This window comes from Oxalicibacterium sp., assembly GCF_057353965.1.
Genome location: NZ_JBMQZD010000005.1, coordinates 141959 through 159227 on the forward strand (window position 1 = coordinate 141959; position 17269 = coordinate 159227).

Annotated in this window: 18 protein-coding genes; 9 read left to right on the top strand and 9 right to left on the bottom strand. The window is 60.5% G+C overall.

Going from position 1 to position 17269, the window contains the following annotated elements; genetic code table 11:
- Positions 1 to 793: 793 nt before the first annotated feature.
- Complete coding sequence (locus tag ACO1VH_RS10245) at positions 794 to 2647, top strand: ABC transporter ATP-binding protein (protein ID WP_486244365.1); 1854 nt, start codon at positions 794 to 796, stop codon at positions 2645 to 2647.
- 54 nt (positions 2648 to 2701) lie between these two features.
- On the opposite strand, the gene ACO1VH_RS10250 is transcribed toward ACO1VH_RS10245, so the two are convergent.
- Genes ACO1VH_RS10250 through ACO1VH_RS10260 form a run of 3 tightly spaced genes read right to left on the bottom strand, consistent with a single transcriptional unit; the run spans position 2702 to position 4570 of the window.
- Complete coding sequence (locus ACO1VH_RS10250) at positions 2702 to 3112, bottom strand: VOC family protein (protein ID WP_486244366.1); 411 nt, start codon at positions 3110 to 3112, stop codon at positions 2702 to 2704.
- The gene (locus tag ACO1VH_RS10255; protein WP_486244367.1) at positions 3109 to 3651 is read right to left on the bottom strand and encodes a helix-turn-helix transcriptional regulator; all 543 of its coding nucleotides are present in this window, start codon (positions 3649 to 3651) and stop codon (positions 3109 to 3111) included. The genes ACO1VH_RS10250 and ACO1VH_RS10255 overlap by 4 nt, the downstream gene beginning before the upstream one ends.
- A complete protein-coding gene (locus ACO1VH_RS10260; protein WP_486244368.1) occupies positions 3644 to 4570 on the bottom strand; it encodes a LysR family transcriptional regulator in 927 nt (308 codons plus the stop codon). Before ACO1VH_RS10260 ends, ACO1VH_RS10255 begins: the two co-directional genes overlap by 8 nt.
- 147 nt (positions 4571 to 4717) lie before the next feature.
- Here ACO1VH_RS10260 and ACO1VH_RS10265 point away from each other — a divergent pair, with 147 nt between their 5' ends.
- A complete protein-coding gene (locus ACO1VH_RS10265) occupies positions 4718 to 5461 on the top strand; it encodes an SDR family oxidoreductase (RefSeq protein ID WP_486244369.1) in 744 nt (247 codons plus the stop codon).
- A 128-nt stretch (positions 5462 to 5589) separates the two neighbouring features.
- Positions 5590 to 6057 (top strand): DoxX family protein, encoded by a 468-nt coding sequence (locus tag ACO1VH_RS10270; RefSeq protein WP_486244370.1) that lies wholly within the window; start codon positions 5590 to 5592, stop codon positions 6055 to 6057.
- A 33-nt stretch (positions 6058 to 6090) separates the two neighbouring features.
- On the opposite strand, the gene ACO1VH_RS10275 is transcribed toward ACO1VH_RS10270, so the two are convergent.
- Together ACO1VH_RS10275 and ACO1VH_RS10280 are read right to left on the bottom strand one after the other, a co-directional pair.
- Complete coding sequence (locus tag ACO1VH_RS10275) at positions 6091 to 7368, bottom strand: MFS transporter (protein WP_486244371.1); 1278 nt, start codon at positions 7366 to 7368, stop codon at positions 6091 to 6093.
- 111 nt (positions 7369 to 7479) lie between these two features.
- Positions 7480 to 8436, bottom strand: coding sequence for a cupin domain-containing protein (locus ACO1VH_RS10280; protein WP_486244372.1), 957 nt, complete (start codon positions 8434 to 8436; stop codon positions 7480 to 7482).
- 128 nt (positions 8437 to 8564) lie between these two features.
- On the opposite strand from ACO1VH_RS10280, the gene ACO1VH_RS10285 reads away from it, so the two are divergent.
- The gene (locus tag ACO1VH_RS10285; RefSeq protein WP_486244373.1) at positions 8565 to 9104 is read left to right on the top strand and encodes a carboxymuconolactone decarboxylase family protein; all 540 of its coding nucleotides are present in this window, start codon (positions 8565 to 8567) and stop codon (positions 9102 to 9104) included.
- Between the two features lie 127 nt (positions 9105 to 9231).
- On the opposite strand, the gene ACO1VH_RS10290 is transcribed toward ACO1VH_RS10285, so the two are convergent.
- Together ACO1VH_RS10290 and ACO1VH_RS10295 are read right to left on the bottom strand one after the other, a co-directional pair.
- Positions 9232 to 9708, bottom strand: coding sequence for a phosphate-starvation-inducible PsiE family protein (locus ACO1VH_RS10290; protein WP_486244374.1), 477 nt, complete (start codon positions 9706 to 9708; stop codon positions 9232 to 9234).
- A 575-nt stretch (positions 9709 to 10283) separates the two neighbouring features.
- Positions 10284 to 10901, bottom strand: a complete 618-nt coding sequence (locus tag ACO1VH_RS10295; RefSeq protein ID WP_486244375.1) for a CGNR zinc finger domain-containing protein — start codon at positions 10899 to 10901, stop codon at positions 10284 to 10286.
- Positions 10902 to 11226: 325 nt separating this feature from the next.
- Here ACO1VH_RS10295 and ACO1VH_RS10300 point away from each other — a divergent pair, with 325 nt between their 5' ends.
- The 5 genes from ACO1VH_RS10300 (at position 11227) to ACO1VH_RS10320 (ending at position 15412) form a co-directional block, all read left to right on the top strand.
- A complete protein-coding gene (locus ACO1VH_RS10300) occupies positions 11227 to 12096 on the top strand; it encodes an alpha/beta fold hydrolase (protein ID WP_486244376.1) in 870 nt (289 codons plus the stop codon).
- A 51-nt stretch (positions 12097 to 12147) separates the two neighbouring features.
- On the top strand, positions 12148 to 13122 hold the full coding sequence (locus ACO1VH_RS10305) for a zinc-binding alcohol dehydrogenase family protein (RefSeq protein WP_486244377.1): 975 nt from the start codon (positions 12148 to 12150) through the stop codon (positions 13120 to 13122).
- Positions 13123 to 13177: 55 nt separating this feature from the next.
- Positions 13178 to 13945, top strand: coding sequence for an SDR family oxidoreductase (locus ACO1VH_RS10310; RefSeq protein ID WP_486244378.1), 768 nt, complete (start codon positions 13178 to 13180; stop codon positions 13943 to 13945).
- 178 nt (positions 13946 to 14123) lie between these two features.
- Positions 14124 to 14774, top strand: a complete 651-nt coding sequence (locus ACO1VH_RS10315; protein WP_486244379.1) for a DUF3617 domain-containing protein — start codon at positions 14124 to 14126, stop codon at positions 14772 to 14774.
- A complete protein-coding gene (locus ACO1VH_RS10320) occupies positions 14774 to 15412 on the top strand; it encodes a hypothetical protein (RefSeq protein WP_486244380.1) in 639 nt (212 codons plus the stop codon). The genes ACO1VH_RS10315 and ACO1VH_RS10320 overlap by 1 nt, the downstream gene beginning before the upstream one ends.
- 86 nt (positions 15413 to 15498) lie before the next feature.
- Here ACO1VH_RS10320 and lipA read toward each other — a convergent pair whose 3' ends face one another.
- Together lipA and lipB are read right to left on the bottom strand one after the other, a co-directional pair.
- Positions 15499 to 16485, bottom strand: a complete 987-nt coding sequence (lipA, locus tag ACO1VH_RS10325; protein WP_486244381.1) for a lipoyl synthase — start codon at positions 16483 to 16485, stop codon at positions 15499 to 15501.
- Between the two features lie 123 nt (positions 16486 to 16608).
- The gene (gene lipB / locus ACO1VH_RS10330; protein ID WP_486244382.1) at positions 16609 to 17259 is read right to left on the bottom strand and encodes a lipoyl(octanoyl) transferase LipB; all 651 of its coding nucleotides are present in this window, start codon (positions 17257 to 17259) and stop codon (positions 16609 to 16611) included.
- Between the last annotated feature and the right edge of the window lie 10 nt (positions 17260 to 17269).

Below are 17269 nucleotides of genomic sequence, written 5' to 3' on the forward strand. Positions count from 1 at the left end.
GATTCGGATCGTCGAGCGAATTCTGCCGGAGGCGACATCTCGTTCGGACCGCTGTGTACAACCGGTTGTCTGTGCAGTTCTCCTCTTTTTACGATTGCATGCGATGACGCGCAAGCCGCGCAGCGCCGTACCGGACGACAGAAGACAAGACGGATTGTCTTCTGCCCGATGCGCACTTGCATGGCGATTTTTGCTGCCGAGCCGACCGGACGCAGCCTGCGGGCGCGCCCTGTATCGGAAAATGTACTGGTATTTGTGGAACATCGGCCGGAACGAAGGGCATTCGATCGTCCGATATCCGGTGTCGGTGAGGCACGATGCAGACTGCTTCGTGCCGGAAGGCCGGCCAAAAACGCGATTGCACCACCTGTTTTTTGCCGGACAACTACCCTGCGCATGATACCAGACTCGCTCTCGTGCCGGCAGGCAATTTAACGAAAATTTCACGCATCGCCTGCGATGTGCGGCGATCGTCTGCATTACGGCGTCTATGGTTGGTGTGTCGACGGCATGTATCGGTGCGCGATTACTTGAGGTCCAGTTTGCAACGGGCTGCGTGCAATGCGCCGATGTCGGGGATATGCAAGAATTCTGCCTTGTCTGTCGTTCGCTGTCCGCGCAATGCTTGCGCGTGTGCCTCGATGCGGTCCCTTCAGTGCCACTTCGGCATCATTTGGCGCTTGGCGTAGCTTTGGGGCACTTGACTTGCTGTCCGCCACTCGTTCGCATCCCTTGCGCATATGCATGCGCGCTCTGCAACATTCCCGCGTGCCGGACCGATTTGGAGAAATGCATGCTTCGCTGGTTTGAAAACCTGCTGCATCCGTATCAGGATGCACAACCCGACACGCCGCCCAGCGGCTTCGCCGCTTTCATCTGGGCCTGCACCAAGGGTGCGCGCCGTTACATCCTGGCCATGACGCTGCTGACCGCGATGACCGGCGCCTTCGAGGCGCTGCTGTTCGCGATGATGGGCCATGTGGTCGACTGGCTCGGCAAGGTCGAACCGGCGCAATTGTGGGCGCAGGAGCGCGGCACCTTGCTGCTGCTCGGCGGCATCGTGCTGCTGAGCACGGTGCTGGTGGCGCTGCAGACCTTCTTCAAGCACCAGACTCTGGCCGGCAACTTCCCGATGCAGCTGCGCTGGAATTTTCACCGCCTGATGCTGAACCAGAGCATGGGTTTCTACCAGGACGAATTCGCCGGCCGCATCGCCGCCAAGGTGATGCAGACCGCGCTGGCGGTGCGCGACGTCTGCATGATCACCGGCGACATCCTCGTCTTTGTCGTCATCTATTTCGTCACGCTGGTCAGTGTGGTCGGCACTTTCGACCGCTGGCTGCTGGTGCCGTTTCTGGCATGGGCGGCCTGTTACGCGATTGCGCTGAAATGGTTCGTACCGCGTCTGGGCAAGGTGTCGCGGCTGCAGGCCGACGCGCGTTCGCTGATGACGGGGCGCATCACCGACGCCTATACGAACATCGGCACGGTGAAACTGTTCTCGCATGCCGGCCGTGAAGCCGGGTATGCCCGCAGCGCGATGAAGGAATTCCTGGTGACGGTGCACGGCCAGATGCGTCTGGTCAGCGGTTTCGAAGTCGTCAACCATGCACTCAGCATGCTGCTGATTCTCGGTACCGCAGGCGTGGCGCTGTGGCTGTGGACGCTGGGGCAGATCGGCGTCGGCGCAGTGGCGGCGGCGACCGCGATGGCCTTGCGGCTGAACGGCATGTCGCACTGGGTGATGTGGGAAATGGCGTCGCTGTTCGAACAGGTCGGCACCGTGCAGGATGGCATCAATACGCTGTCGCGCCATCATGCGGTGGCCGATGCGGCCGATGCCGTGCCGCTGAAAGTGACGAAAGGCGAACTGAAATTCGACGAAGTCGGCTTCTCGTACGGCAGCGGACGCTCGGTGATCGAAGGCTTCAACCTGACGATACGCCCGGGTGAAAAGGTCGGCCTGGTCGGCCGTTCCGGTGCCGGCAAGTCGACCATCGTCAACCTGCTGTTGCGCTTCTACGATCTGGAGGAAGGCCGCATCCTGATTGACGGCCAGAACATCGCGCACGTGACGCAGAATAGTCTGCGTGCGCAGATCGGCATGGTTACGCAGGATACGTCGCTGCTGCATCGTTCGGTGCGCGACAACATCCTGTACGGCCGTCCCGATGCGGGCGAGGAGGACATGGCCGATGCCGCCAGGCGCGCCGAGGCGCATGACTTCATCGGTACGCTGGGCGATGCGAAAGGACGTGTCGGCTACGACGCACACGTCGGCGAGCGTGGTGTGAAACTGTCCGGTGGGCAGCGCCAGCGCATTGCGATCGCACGTGTGATGCTGAAGGACGCACCCATCCTGCTGCTGGATGAAGCGACCAGCGCGCTTGATTCGGAAGCGGAAGCCGCGATCCAGGCCAGCCTGTACAAGCTGATGGAAGGCAAGACGGTGGTCGCGATTGCGCACCGGCTGTCGACGATCGCGGCGATGGACCGCCTGATCGTGCTGGATAAGGGCCGCATCGTCGAAGAAGGCACGCACCGTGAACTGCTCGCGCAAGACGGCTTGTATGCGCGCCTGTGGGCGCATCAGAGCGGCGGCTTCCTCGGCGAGGAAGCGGACGATGAACTGGTCGCCAACGGTTGATGTTGCGCCCGATGGAAAGCGTGTGCTTCCCATCGCTGGGCGATTGCGGAGACTCTATTTCGCGCGCGCCTCGATCATCTTCCATCCGTTGCCGGACGGATCGCGAAAACCGGCATCCACGGTGCCATAACGCTCGATCGGTTCCTGGATGAATTCCACGCCTTTTGCACGCAGGCGATCGTAGGTGGCGCGGCAGTCGTCCACCGCCAGCACCAGCGGCGGCATCGCGCCCTTGGCGACGATTTCACGTGCAGCCTGTGCGGTGGCGGCATCCAGCATCGGCGGGCCGGGTGCGAACAGACCAAGCTGAAACATCGGTTGATCGGGATGCTGAACGGTCAGCCAGCGATAGTCGCCGTTTTTGACATCCGTATGGACGCGGAAGCCGAGCTTGTCGACATAGAAGGCGAGCGCTTCCTCCTGATCGTGCACGTACAGTCCGACTACTTGAATACCCTGGGTCATGGAACCTCCTTGTTTGAAGAGGGTTTCTTTATACCGGCCGTCGCACGGCGTCGCTTCTCCGAAACTGCGATCGTGAGATCGGGACGATGCGAAGCGGCGGCGATGCAGCCCGGCACTTCCGCCAATCTTTCCATTGCCTCTCTTGCACGCGCCCGGTTTGTGCTTGGGCTTTCACCGGTGATGTCGCGAAAGGTGCGGCTGAACGTGCCCAGGCTTTCCCATCCGGTCTGGAAGGCGATGTCGGTGATCGACAGCTCGGTATCGCGCAACAATGCCGTTGCCCGTTCGATGCGCCGCGTCAGCAGATAGCGATGCGGCGGAATGCCGAAGGCTTGCCTGAAGGCGTGGGCAAAGTGGTCGGCGGACACGTCGCTTACTTGCGCCAGACGTGCGACCGGCCACGCTTCGTGCGATGCCGCATCCATTCTGTCCTTGGCGCGCAGCAGGCGGCGCAGCAGCCTGGGGTCTTGGGCTGGCCGATTGTCGGCAGGTCCGGATGCCGGCGAGCTTGCAGCTCTTCCAGTCAGGGTTTTAGACATGACCGTGCGTGCCATCAGCCGTTGCCGGTGAATTCTTCCGCGCGAATTCCTGCGTCGCCCAGTCGAGAAACACGCGCACGCGCGGCGACAGTTGCCGGTTGCGCGGATAGACCAGCGACACCGGCGCCGACGGCGGCGGGCGATCGTTCAACACGGTGACGAGCAGGCCGCTTTTCAGGTCTTGCTCGATGTGAAAACGCGGCACTTGTGCAAGCCCCAGCCCCAGGCGAACGCCTGCAAGAAAACTCTCGGGTCCGGTCACCGACAGTGTCGCCGGCAGCACGATGTTTTCGTGCGCGGGCCCGCCGGTGAATTCCAGCGGCGTCAGATTGCCGGTCGAAACCAGCCGAATGCCGACCATGCGATGGCCCTGCAGCGACGCGATGTCGACCGGCGTACCGAACTTTTCAAAATATTCCGGTGTGCCGCAGGTCACACGCTCTAGCATCGCGACCTGGCGTGCTACCAGATCGCTGTCCGGTAGCTTGCCGTAGCGCAGTGCGCAATCCATGCCTTCCTGTACCAGGTCGACCCAGCGGTCGCTCTCGCTCATCGCCAGTTCGATTTCGGGATGCTGCGCAAAGAAATCCGGCAGCGCCGGCATCAGGAAATGGCGCGCCAGCGTGCCTTGCACCTCGACGCGCAGCATGCCCTTCGGTACCGCGCCACTGAACGCGCCTTCGGCATCTTCGACGTCGTCGAGAATCGCCAGGCAGCGGCGGTAATAAGCTTCCCCGTCCAGCGTCGGTTTCACAGTGCGCGTGGTCCGCTGCAGCAGCCGCACGCCCAGTCTTTCTTCCAGTTGCCGGATCACTTGCGTGACGGTCGAACGCGGCACGCCAGTGTCGTTGGCCGCCAGCGTGAAGCTGCGGCGCTCCACGATGCGAGTGAACAGGCGCATGGCATCGAGTTTGTCCATTTCGTGTCGTTTTTCGGCTTATTGTTCCGCTAAATGGAATAGTGATGGCAATTTATCACAGATTATTTTTCTCAGGCCGGCTGCCATAGTGGGATCACAGCGCCGCTGATATCGGCGCTTACACCGACAAACCGAAGGAGAAAAACCATGAACGCAACGCAAAACGACAAGGTCGCCATCGTCACCGGCGCGGCGCGCGGCATCGGCGCCGCCATCGCGCAGCGTCTGGCGGCGGACGGTTTCATCGTCGTCGTCAACTACGCCGGCAGCGCACAGGCAGCCGAATCCGTGGTGCAGGACATCGAACGTGCCGGCGGCACCGCGATCGCCACGCAGGCGGATGTCAGCGATGCGGCAGCCGTCGCCCGCATGTTCGATGCGACCGAGGCGGCGTACGGCGGTGTGGACGTGCTGGTCAACAATGCCGGCATCATGAAGCTGGCGAATCTTGCCGACAGCGACGACGCATTGTTCGACAGCCAGATCGCGATCAACCTGAAGGGCAGTTTCAACACCTTGCGCGAAGCGGCACGACGCTTGCGCAGCGGCGGCCGCATCGTCAACCTGTCGTCCAGCGTCGTCGGTCTGTACCAGCCGACTTACGCGGTCTACGCGGCGACCAAGGCCGGCGTCGAAGCGATGACGCATGTGCTGACCAAGGAACTGCGCGGCCGCAACATCACCGTCAACACGGTCGCGCCCGGTCCGACGGCGACCAGTCTTTTCCTCGACGGCAAGCCGCAGGACGTGATCGACCGCCTCGCCAAGCTCGCACCGCTGGAACGACTCGGCCAGCCGGAGGATATCGCCGCCGCCGTTGCGGTGTTGGCCGGCCCGGACGGCGCATGGATCAACGGCCAGACGATACGTGTCAACGGGGGGATCGTCTGATCCCGCGATGGCCGTGAAGGAGCGCCGTTGCCATATCGGCTGCGTGCCGGGGTGCTGCTCCGCTTCGGCCTATCACAATGCCCGCTATCGGCGGGCGCATCTCGTTGATCAAGCAATAGGAGGATCCGATGTCGAATAAAACTGCACTTGTTTTTCCAGGCCTCGTACCGTTCTACGAAAAACTCAGGCCGCTGACTTACACGCTGCTCAGAATCGCTTTTGGCCTGACCATCTTTACTCACGGGCTACCGAAGCTGACTGGCTCCGCACACGGTTCGATGGCAGATCCGATGGCGGGGTCGATCAATCTCATGACCCATGTGTTGCACCTGCCGTTTGCGCCGCAGTTTGCAGTGTTCGTCGCGCTACTCGAAACGTTTGGCGGCCTGGCCGTGGCGGCCGGCTTCGTAACGCGGATATTCGCTCCCATGTTGACCATTCAGATGATGGTGATCTGCGTTGCTCTTGGTCCGACCTATCCCTGGATCGATCGCGGTTTTGAGTATCCGCTGATCCTGGGCTGTGTGGCACTGATGATTTCCATCCATGGCGGTGGAAAATGGTCGGCCGATCGGCTGATCGGCCGGGAGGTCTAGCTTCCCGCACGGGGAGCAGGAAGAAGGAATGATTTAAGCGTATCGCGTCCTGCCGACCAGCAGCAACGCGATCAGCGTCAGCAGCGCGGAAACGGCGAGATAGTAGCCGACATACTGCAGGCCGTAATGCGTGGCCAGCCAGGTTGCCGCGTACGGCGCCAGCGAGGCGCCGAAGATGCCGCCGAGGTTGAATGTCAGCGATACGCCGGTGTAGCGGATCTCGGCCGGGAACAGTTCGGACAGCATCGTGCCCAGCGGGCCGTAAGTCATGCCCATCAGCGCTAGTCCCAGCGACAGGAAGAAGGTCACGCCGATCAGGCTGTCACGGGCGAACAGCGGCGCCATCAGCAGGCCGAACACGATGATCGCGATCGTTACCAGGATCATCGTGATGCGGCGGCCGTAGCGGTCGGCCAGCAGCGCGGACACGGGAATCGTGATCGCGAAGAACAGCACCGCGAACAACTGCAGGATCAGGAAGGTTTCGCGCGAGTAGCCAAGCGCGGTCGTGCCCCAGCTCAGCGCGAATACCGTCATCAGGTAGAACAGCACGAAGGTCGCCAGCGCGATCACCGTACCCAGCACCAGCATGCGGCCGTGTTCGCGGAACACGGTGGCGATCGGCACCTTCACGCGTTCGCCTTCGTCGATCACTTTCTGGAAGGCCGGCGTCTCGGTGATCTTCAGCCGCACGTACAGGCCGATCAGCACCAGCACCGCGCTGGCGAGAAAGGGGATGCGCCAGCCGTAGCTGAAGAACTGTTCGTCGGTCATGCATTCGGACAGCAGCAGGAAGATGCCGCCCGACAGGAAGAAGCCCAGCGGCGCGCCCAATTGCGGAAAGCAGCCGTACCACGCAATCTTGCCGGGCGGTGCATTCTCGGTTGCCAGCAGCACGGCGCCGCCCCATTCGCCGCCGAGGCCCAAACCTTGCCCGAAGCGGCACAGCGCCAGCAGCAGCGGCGCCAGCGCACCGATCGTTTCATACGTCGGCAGCAAGCCGATGGCGACGGTGGAGAGGCCCATCGTCAGCAGCGCTGCGACCAGCGTCGCCTTGCGGCCGATGCGGTCGCCATAGTGGCCGAACACGGCGGAGCCGACCGGCCGCGCGAAGAAGGCGATCGCGAACGTCGCCAGCGATTGCAGGACGGCGGCAGTCGGATCGGACGACGGGAAGAACAGATGTGGGAACACCAGCACCGCCGCCGTCGCGTAGATGTAGAAATCGAAGAATTCGATCGTCGTGCCGATCAGGCTGGCGAACAGCACGTTGGCGGGCGAATTGACTTTCTCGAAGCCGTTGTTGCTCATGGATGTCTTCCCTGATTGCGTTGGTCCGGCGCGGTGGATGTTGGCCGGCACGCCGTTTTACAGCCCGCCATTGTAGAAGATTTGCGCGGATGTCCACCGCCGAACATGTCGTCAGCCGTGGCTTTCCGGCATCGCCTCCTGCCGCTTCCAGCGCGCCGGCGTCATGCCCATGTGCTGCTTGAAGGCGCGCTGGAATGAGGCTTCCGACTGGTAGCCGACCGCCTCCGAGATGGCGGAGACCGAGGCTGACGGCTTGCGCAGCGCATTCGCCGCCAGCGTCATGCGAATATCGGTCAGCATGTCGCTCGCCGAACGGCCCATGCTTTCCTGGAAATGGCGGGCGAAGGTGGCACGCGACATGTTGCACAGCGTGGCCAGTTCCGGCAGCGTCCACGGTTTCTCCGGCTCGTGGAACAGTGCCGATAATGCCGGAGCCAGGCGCGGATTGCCGGCCAGCGCCAGCAGGCCGGACGGCGTCTGCGCCGATTCGCCGGCGAAACGCAGCGTCAGCGTGAACAGCGCGGCCGACAATGCATTCAGCATCGCGTTGCCGCCGATGTTTTCATTGCCGGCTTCGGCGCGCATCATCGCCACCAGCGCCGCCAGTTGCGCGCCGGTCGGCGAGGACGAGGCCGCTTCGCGGCCGGCAAATACCACCAGCAGCGGCGGCAGATATTCGCGCAGCAGTTTGTCGTGCGGCCGTTCGACAATGAAGCGGCCGCACAGCATGTCGAGCCGTTCGCCGTTGCCGTTGTTTTCGGTGATCGTCAGATTTAGTCCCGGCCGCTTGGTGGCTGGCCCCGGCGGCACGCCGCCGCCATCGTGCAATGCGTGAGGCGAACCGTGCGGCAGGATCACGATGTCGCCGGCCTGCAATTGACGTACCGGTTCGCCCGGCGCTTCCATGACTGCGCTGCCGCCGACGATCACGTGATACGGCAGTTCGCCCGGCGGCGACGGTTCGTAGCCGACGCGCCACGGCGCGCCGTAGGCGCAGCGGATTTCCAGCCTGCCGCTGACCGGGATCATGTTCAGCAGCCGGCTCAGCCAATCGATGGGTGGCGACATGGATTTCTCCCGTGGTAATGGGTGTGAGACGAATTGATATTTTATTGAGTATTTTAAATATTATAAAGCTCATTGAGCTCCCCTAAAGTGAGGACTCCACAACAAGTGTTTTGAAAAGGAGTTTCACCATGGATCGCATCAATACCCCAGCCATCGAATCGGCAACCGGCGCAACCGCAGAAGTCTATGCACAGATCCGCAAATCCATCGGCAGCGTGCCGAACCTGTTCGTCGCGGTCGGCGCGCACGGTCCGGAAGCGCTGAAAGCGGTGCTCGCCGCTGAAAGTGCGCTGGCTGCCGGTACGCTGGACAAGAAGGATCAGGAAACCATCAAGTTGCTCGTCAGCGTGTTGACCGGTTGCGATTATTGCGAAGCCGCGCATACGGTGATCAGCAAGATTGCCGGCCTGCCGCAGGACGTGATCGGCAGGATCCGCCGAGGCGAACCGACCGGCGACGCCAAGCGCGATGCGCTGATTCATCTGGTGCGCACGTTGATCCAGACCAGCGGCACGATTCCCACTGCGGAATTCGATGCGATCAAGGCGGCTGGTTATACCGATCGCCAACTGGTCGAAATCAGCTTTGCGATTTCGCTGGTGATCTTCACCAACATCTTTAACCGCATCAACGATACGACAGTGGATTTCCCGGTCACGCCGCGTTGATGCCTCGCGGTGAATGCGCAGAAAGAAAAAGCGGTTCCTCACTTGTACGAGGAACCGCTTTTTTGCATGTCGTCCCGTATCGGACGATTGCCTGCCAGGCTGTGGGCAGGAAGGAGCAGATGCGGAATCAGATGCGTTCGGCGGATTTCTTCATCGTCATGACGGTGTCCGAACTGCTGATCAGCTTGTGCAGGATGCCGACGATCAACAACGCGGCGAGCACGAGTGCATAGTGCGCGATGCTGAAATCGTCGTTGACCCGGTTGGCGGATGTCGCTACCTGCACCGGTTCGACGATCAACTGGCGCAGCAGCGTGATGATCGCAACCTCGATGAAGACGGTCAGATGGAACACGCCGCTTTGCACATAATTGATTTCTGCCGCGATCAGGCTGGACAGCGTCCAGACGATGAACAGTGTGCCCAGCGCCTGCAGGAAGCCGTGCGCCAGGTTGTTCTTGTGCACGGACTCGATGACGGCCGCGGAAAATTCCCACATCACCATCAGGCTGGCGATGCCCAGCGCGATGGCCAGCAGCACGTGCAGCACGCGGTTGAAACTCTTCAACGCCTTGATGAGCTTTGTTTCGAATGTATCGATCATTTCGTTTTCTCCAGACTAAGTTGCAAAATCGGTCGGAAGGAGAGCGCGAAACAGGAGCGGAAACCACGCAATTCCGGCGCGGCCCGCGCCGGTTCGGGCGGACTCTGCTTCAGGAATGGTGGTGATGGACGACACCGGCACGCGCATTCGTGGCGGCGTTGGTGTCATGCGAGACGTGAGGCGTGCGTAGCGGCATGCATGTTGCGGTAACGCTGCACGCAGCCTGCGTACGATCAAACGAAATCGAGTCGAACGGGAGAGGAAGACGAGACGTTCCGGCAACGCATAGTTGCGGCTGAAAGGCAGCGGGAACGGATTGGATATTCATCTTGCGGGTCGCTTCTGTCGGTGGTCTTCGCACTGACGTCGGGTAGGACGTTGCCAAAGACGCATGACGCGGAGGATGTCGCTGTCATGTCCATCCATGATAAACCTGCGGTGTGTCGTTGTCGATGCAGATGTTGCGCGATGCCTGTGCCGGCATGCTGGACGATTGTCTCATCACGCAAAAAACGGTTCCGTGCCAAAAGCAGGGAACCGTTTTTTGCGGATGTGTAGGCGAGGCCTGTACCGATTCACGTTTTGCGTGCACGGTGCGCCGCCTGCTTGGCACGATTGCCGCAGATCGCCATGCTGCACCAGCGCCGCGCATGGCCGCGCGTCTTGTCCGCGAACAGCAGCGTGCAGGCATGGCCTTCGCAGGCTTTGACGTAGCTGAAATTTTCTTCGCAGACGACGCGTGCCATCGCTTCGGCGATCGGCAGCAGCAGCGATTCGGGCGAACGCCAGCGCCGCTCGCGCTGCCAGCCGACGCCGCGTTCGCCATCTTCGGCCGTTGCCACGATCTGGGCGAAACCTTCGTCGCGCGCCAGCAGGCGGTTCAGCGGTTCAAGTTCATGCAGCGCCGTTTTCGGCAGCGACTTTCCCTTGTGCGCCAGTACAAAATTCCTGAACCACTCGCGCAGTCCGCGCGCCTGGGCGGCGATCGCATCCAGTTCGCCGGGGCCGGCGCTGCGGCGGAAATCGTCCAGCACGTTGTGCGGCACCAGTTGCGCCTGTGCCAGCCAGTTCAGCAAATCCTCGCCGGAACCCAGCCATTCGACCGGCGTATCCAGCGGCGTGGCGACGGAATTAAGGAAGTCCAGGCCGAGCGCATCGGCGATGAAGATCGCGGGGGGCAGCGTTTCCTTCATGTGTGGCTCCTGTGTTTGATTGTGAGAAATGGTAACTCATTTGAATTAAAAATAGAAGTTACTTTTGTATCGGAGATGAGTAAGGGAACCAAGCGTTTCACCAGTTTTCGATATTTTCGCAACAAGGAAAATATTTGTAATTATTTGAATATAAAGGAATTTTAATGAAATGGTGGCTGATTTTAATTTCCAAAATTGAATAACCTCTAAAAATTTGTTTGACGGGTTACATTATGATGTATAACCTCCAATCCGTATTCAGCACGGTTATTTGCCGACTGCTTATCCGGTTATTCATCCGATCGTTCATCTCAAGGAGCCTGTCATGTATCAAGTCCGCCATAAAAAAGTCGTCGTCGATGGTCTGGAAGTTTTCTATCGCGAAGCCGGCCGCGCCGGCGATCCGGTGCTGTTGCTGTTGCACGGTTTTCCTAGCAGCAGCCACATGTTCCGCGACCTGATTCCGCTGCTGGCGGATCGCTTCCACGTGATCGCGCCGGACCTGCCCGGTTTCGGCCAGACGCAACTGCTGCCGCGTGAGCAATTCGCCTACACCTTCGACAATCTGACGAACGTGATTGCGCGTTTCACCGACGAACTGAAACTGCAGCGTTTCGGCATCTACGTTTTCGATTACGGTTCGCCGGTCGGTCTGCGTCTCGCGCTGAAGCATCCGGAGCGCGTGACGGCCATCGTCACGCAGAACGGCAACGCCTATCTGGAAGGATTGAGCGACGGCTGGAATCCGATCCGCCAGTACTGGCAGGAACCGAGCCAGGCCAATCGCGATGCGTTGCGTGCGCTGCTGCAACCGGAAACCACGCTGTGGCAATACACGCATGGCGTGACCGACAAGGAAGCGGTGTCGCCGGACGGTTATTCGCTCGACGATTTCTACATGACGCGGCCGGGCGCGCATGAAGTGCAGCTCGATCTGTTCCTCGATTATGCAAACAACGTTGCGCTGTATCCCGAATTCCAGGCGTATTTCCGCCAATACCAGCCGAAGCTGCTGGCCGTGTGGGGCCGCAACGATCCCTTCTTTTTGCCGGCCGGTGCCGAAGCATTCAGGCGCGATATTCCGCAGGCAAAAGTCGTGTTCTACGAGACCGGTCACTTTGCGCTGGAGACGCATGCTGCAGAGATCGCTGGAGAAATCCGCAGCTTCCTGCTGGAGCGGGCCGCTGCGGCGTAATCCGGTTCTTCTCCATTCCAATTTCAATATCCATCTTCAAAGGAGTGCAGCATGCGCGCCATCGTCATCAAGGAATACGGTCCGGTCGAAGGGCTGGCTTATCAGGAATTGCCGGAGCCGACGGCGGAAGCCGGTCATGTCGTCATCGCGATCAAGGCTTTCGGCCTGAATCACGCGGAGATGCATATGCGCCGCGGCGAGTGGGCCGAATCGGCGCCGGTGCCCGGCATCGAATGCGTCGGTCTCGTCAAATCGTGTCCGGGCGGCGAATTCAAGGTCGGCCAGAAAGTCGCGGCGCTGATGGGCGGGCTGGGCCGCACGGTCAACGGCAGCTATGCCGAATACACGAAAGTGCGCGTCGAGAACGTTGTCTCGATCGAATCGGATCTGCCGTGGGAAGTGCTGGCTGGATTGCCGGAAACTTATGCGACGGCGTGGACCTGCCTGTTCCGCAATCTCGATATCCAGAAAGGACAGACCTTGCTTATTCGCGGCGCGACATCGTCGTTCGGTCAGGCTGCGATCAACATGGCGGTCAATGCCGGCGTGAAGGTCATTGCAACGACGCGCAGCAAGGAACGCTTCGCGATGCTGGAAGAGCTGGGCGTCGCGCGTTGCGAACTGGAAGGGGCGGGATTATCGACGCGACTACCCGATACGAAACGGATCGACGCCGTGCTCGATCTGGTCGGCAACAGCGTCGTCATGGATTCGCTGAATATCGTGCGTCGCGGCGGCCGCGTTTGCCTGGCCGGCTGGCTGGGCGGGCTCGATCCGATTCCCGACTGCAATCCGCTGTTGCAGATGGCCAGTGGCGTGTACCTGACTTTCTTCGGCAGCTTCGTGTTCGGCGAACCGCAATTCCCATTATCCGATGTGCCGCTGCAGGACATCGCGCGCGACGTGGCGAAAGGCCGTTATGTCGCCAACCCGTCGCGCGTCTTCTATTTCAACGAAATTCACGAAGCACATCGCGTGATGGAAACCAATCAGGCCAGGGGAAAGATGGTCGTGCTGGTGGATTGACGCTTCATTGCGACGGTATGACGACATTCATTCAACAATATCAAGGAAAAACATCATGCAAAAAACAGCCATCGTGACAGGCGCAAGCCAAGGCATCGGTCGTGCAACGGCGATTCGCCTCGCCAGGGATTTCGCCAATGTAGTGCTGGTCGCGCGCAATGCCGACAAGCTGGAAGAAACGGTAAGGGAAGTCGGCAAGGCCGGTGCGCAGGCGCTGACCGTTGCGCTCGACCTGAGCGAATCGTCGGCGGCGGATGCGATCGTCGATCGGACGTTGAAACGTTTCGGCCGCATCGATGCGCTCGTCAATATTGCCGGGGATGTGCCACAGATTGATCTGTTCCAGATGACGGACGAGCAATGGGACGCCGGCATGGCGCTGAAATTTCACGGCGCACGCCGACTGACGATACGCGCATGGGAGGCATTGAAGGCGACGCAAGGTTCGGTCGTGCTGACTTCCGGCAATTCGGCCGACGTGCCGAAGGCGGCGTTTGCCGCAGTGGCAGCGATCAATGCGGCGATCGTGTCTCTGGCAAAAGCCTTTTCCGAACGCGGCATCCATGACGGCGTGCAGGTCAACAGCGTGCTGCCGGGGCCGGTGATGACGGGGCGGCGCGAAGCCTTTCTCGCCAAATGGTCGACTGCGAACAATCTGTCGGTGGAAGAAGCGAAGTCAAAGTTTCTCGATGCGGCGGACATCGCACGTTACGGCCAGCCGGAAGAAATCGCCGAACTGATGGCCTTTCTCGTTTCGCCGGCAGCGAAATGGATGACCGGATCGGCGCTGCGCATCGATGGCGGCGAGATCAAGTCGGTGTGATCCGAGCGATGAGACTGGCATATGAAGCAACCGTTCGGCGATGCCAATCGACCTCTGTTGAAAATATGTTACTTATTATGTTTATAATATTTAACGTTTATCGCCCATGTTTCATGGCACGAACCTGATGCGCGCTGGACGACTGCTGCAAGGCCAAGACTGAATGGAAGGAGAGGAATTGCGATACGAAAGACTGCCGAACATCGTGGTGAAATCTCTCGCCGGTTTGAGTTGGTACGCGCTCGTCGCGTTGCCGGCCGCCGCATATGATCTTCCCAAGGACATGCCGGCCCGCAAACCGGGGCTATGGGAAATGGTGATGACCGGCACCATGGACGGTTTGGGAAAAGTCAGCTCGAAAGAACAATATTGCCTCGATGCGCGCGCGGATCGGGCTTTGCATGAACTCTTTATCCTGCGCAAGGAGTTGCAGGTCGTGTATCCCGACTTGACCTGTCAGGCACCCGGCTTCAGTCAGTCCGGCAATGTCCTGAGCGGCGAGATGCTGTGCAGGACCAATTCTCAGACGGATGCCGAAGATGCCGGCAAGGATTTTCGCTGGAAATACATGTTTGAAAGCGATAGCCATGTCGTGCTGGAAGAGCACGATACTGCGCGCGAAATGCTGTTTTCTGGTGAAACACATATCGTCGAGGAGCAGCGCTGGATAGGTGAGTGCGCGGCCGATCAGCAGCCTGGCGATGGCATCATGGATCGTCTCGGCAAGCGGAAAAAGGGCGAGTACGACAATATCTACAAGTCGCAGGAAGTGGTGAATAAGCTGCTGCAAGAAGGGAAAGAGATCAACCAGCGCCTGGGGCCGATGTGATGCGGCGCGCTCGACGATTATCCATTCTGGCGGGAGCCGTATCCCTGGCGTCCTGCTCCCTTGCATTCGGCTTCGATCTGCCGGCAGACCTGCCTGTCCGTGCTGAGGGACTCTGGCGCATCGACCGGACGGGCACCATCACCGACGGCAAGACCACATTTGAAATTCAGAAGATCTGGAACGTCTGTCTTGATGCAAAAGCCGATCGCGCATTGCATGCACTGGAAGTGTACGAACAGCAGGCCAGTGTTGCCGGTCTGAAGGAAACCTGTGAAGGCCCGCAGCCGGCGTTTGCCGGAAATACGTTCTCCTGGACGATGCACTGCGCCGGTCCTTCTCCCATCGAAAACAAGACAGGCAAGACGGATATCCGGCATACGACGACGTTCGTTGCGGGCGATCAGACGCAGGGTGAATCCGTCATCATTAATCGCGACAACCTCGTCGAAAGCGACGGCCGATTTCTCACACGCATGCAGCATCTCGGCGCCTGCGAGGCCGGGACGAAGCCGGCCGACATGACGTTGATGCACTGGCGGGTCAATGGCGAGGAAACGCTGAAAGCCCGTCAGAAGCGAGACGTATACAGTGAGATCGAGTATTACAGGAAATTCACGGCGTCGCGATTGCAAAGATAGAAGCGCCAGCACTTTCTGAAGGCGCTTCAACGAAAGCGATTTTCAATACCTGCACTACCGTGCCGACCCGCGCCGCGGGATGCTCTCTAGTTGGCAGGCAATATCGCCGTCGTCACGCCGTGCGCCTGCTGATCCGCGTGATAGGAACTGCGTACCATCGCGCCGACGGCGGCATGCTTGAATCCCATCTTGTACGCTTCTTCCTCGTACATCTTGAAGGTGTCCGGATGCACGTAGCGGCGCACCGGCAGATGATCGCCGCTCGGCATCAGATACTGTCCGATGGTCAGCATGTCGACGTTGTGCGCGCGCATGTCGCGCATCACCTGCAGCACTTCCTCATCCGTTTCGCCCAGGCCGACCATGATGCCGGATTTGGTCGGTACTTCCGGATGCAGTTCCTTGAAGCGCTTCAGCAGATTCAATGAATACAGATAGTCGGAACCGGGGCGCGCTTCCTTGTACAGGCGCGGCGCGGTTTCGAGATTGTGGTTCATCACGTCCGGCGGCGCGGCTTTCAGGATTTCCAGCGCGCGATCCATGCGGCCGCGGAAGTCGGGGACGAGCACTTCGATTTGCGTCTGCGGCGACAGTTCGCGCACACGGCGGATGCAGTCGGCGAAATGGCCGGCGCCACCATCGCGCAGATCGTCGCGATCGACCGACGTGATGACGACATAGTTCAGGCGCAGTGCGGCGATCGTCTTCGCCAGGTTTTCCGGTTCGCTCGCGTCGAGAGGATCGGGGCGGCCGTGGCCGACGTCGCAGAACGGGCAGCGGCGCGTGCACTTGTCGCCCATGATCATGAAGGTCGCGGTGCCCTTGCCGAAGCATTCGCCGATGTTCGGGCAGCTGGCTTCCTCGCACACGGTATGCAGCTTGTGCTCGCGCAGGATGTCCTTGATTTCGTAGAAGCGAGTCGATTGCGACGCTGCCTTCACGCGAATCCAGTCCGGCTTGGGCAGACGTTCTGCCTGCACGACCTTGATCGGGATGCGGATGGTCTTGGCCGCGCCTTTCTGCTTTTCGTTGGGATTGTAGGCAGGTGTGGCGGAGGCGGATTCGGTGGTCATCTGGCTGGTCGCTTGTGGTTGTGTGCTGTCGTGCCGGTGCCGGGTAGGGCGCCGTCGATAGCGCATGGCGCGGAGTTTGTCGTTGCCATGTCGGTCAATAAAAATGCAAACCTGTCGATTCGTCTAGCGTTCCAGTTGCGCAAGCAGTTGATCGGCCAGTTGCTGCTGCACCTGATCCAGCACGGCTTGCGCGCCGACGCTGTACATGTCGACAGTCGCCAGCCCCTCGTAGCCACATGGATTGATCCACGTGAAAGGTGCCAGGTCCATGGCGACATTCAATGACACGCCGTGATAGGTGTGGCCGCTGCCGCGAATCTTCAGTCCCAACGCGGCGATTTTCGCGCCGCGCTGCGGGCCGTCCGACAGATAAATGCCGGGCGCGCCGGGTTTGCGTTCAACGGCCAGATTATACGCCGCCAGCGTATCGATCACTGCCTGCTCGATACGATGCACCAGATCGCGCGCCAGCAGTTTCGCACCGGTCTGGCGGCGGCGCAGATCGAGCAGCAGGTAGACGACGACCTGGCCGGGGCCGTGATAGGTGACTTCGCCGCCGCGATCGGTCTGCACGACCGGCACGCCGTGCGCATCCAGCACGTGCGACGGATCGGCGGCCAGGCCAAGCGTGAAGACGGGCGGATGTTCGACGATCCACAATTCATCGACCGTCTCGGCGGTACGCGTATCGGTGAAAGCGCGCATCGCGGCGAACGTCGTGTCGTAATCCTCGCGGCCGCGCCGGCGGACGACAGGCGGTAAAAGTGCGGACATGCAGTGCTGC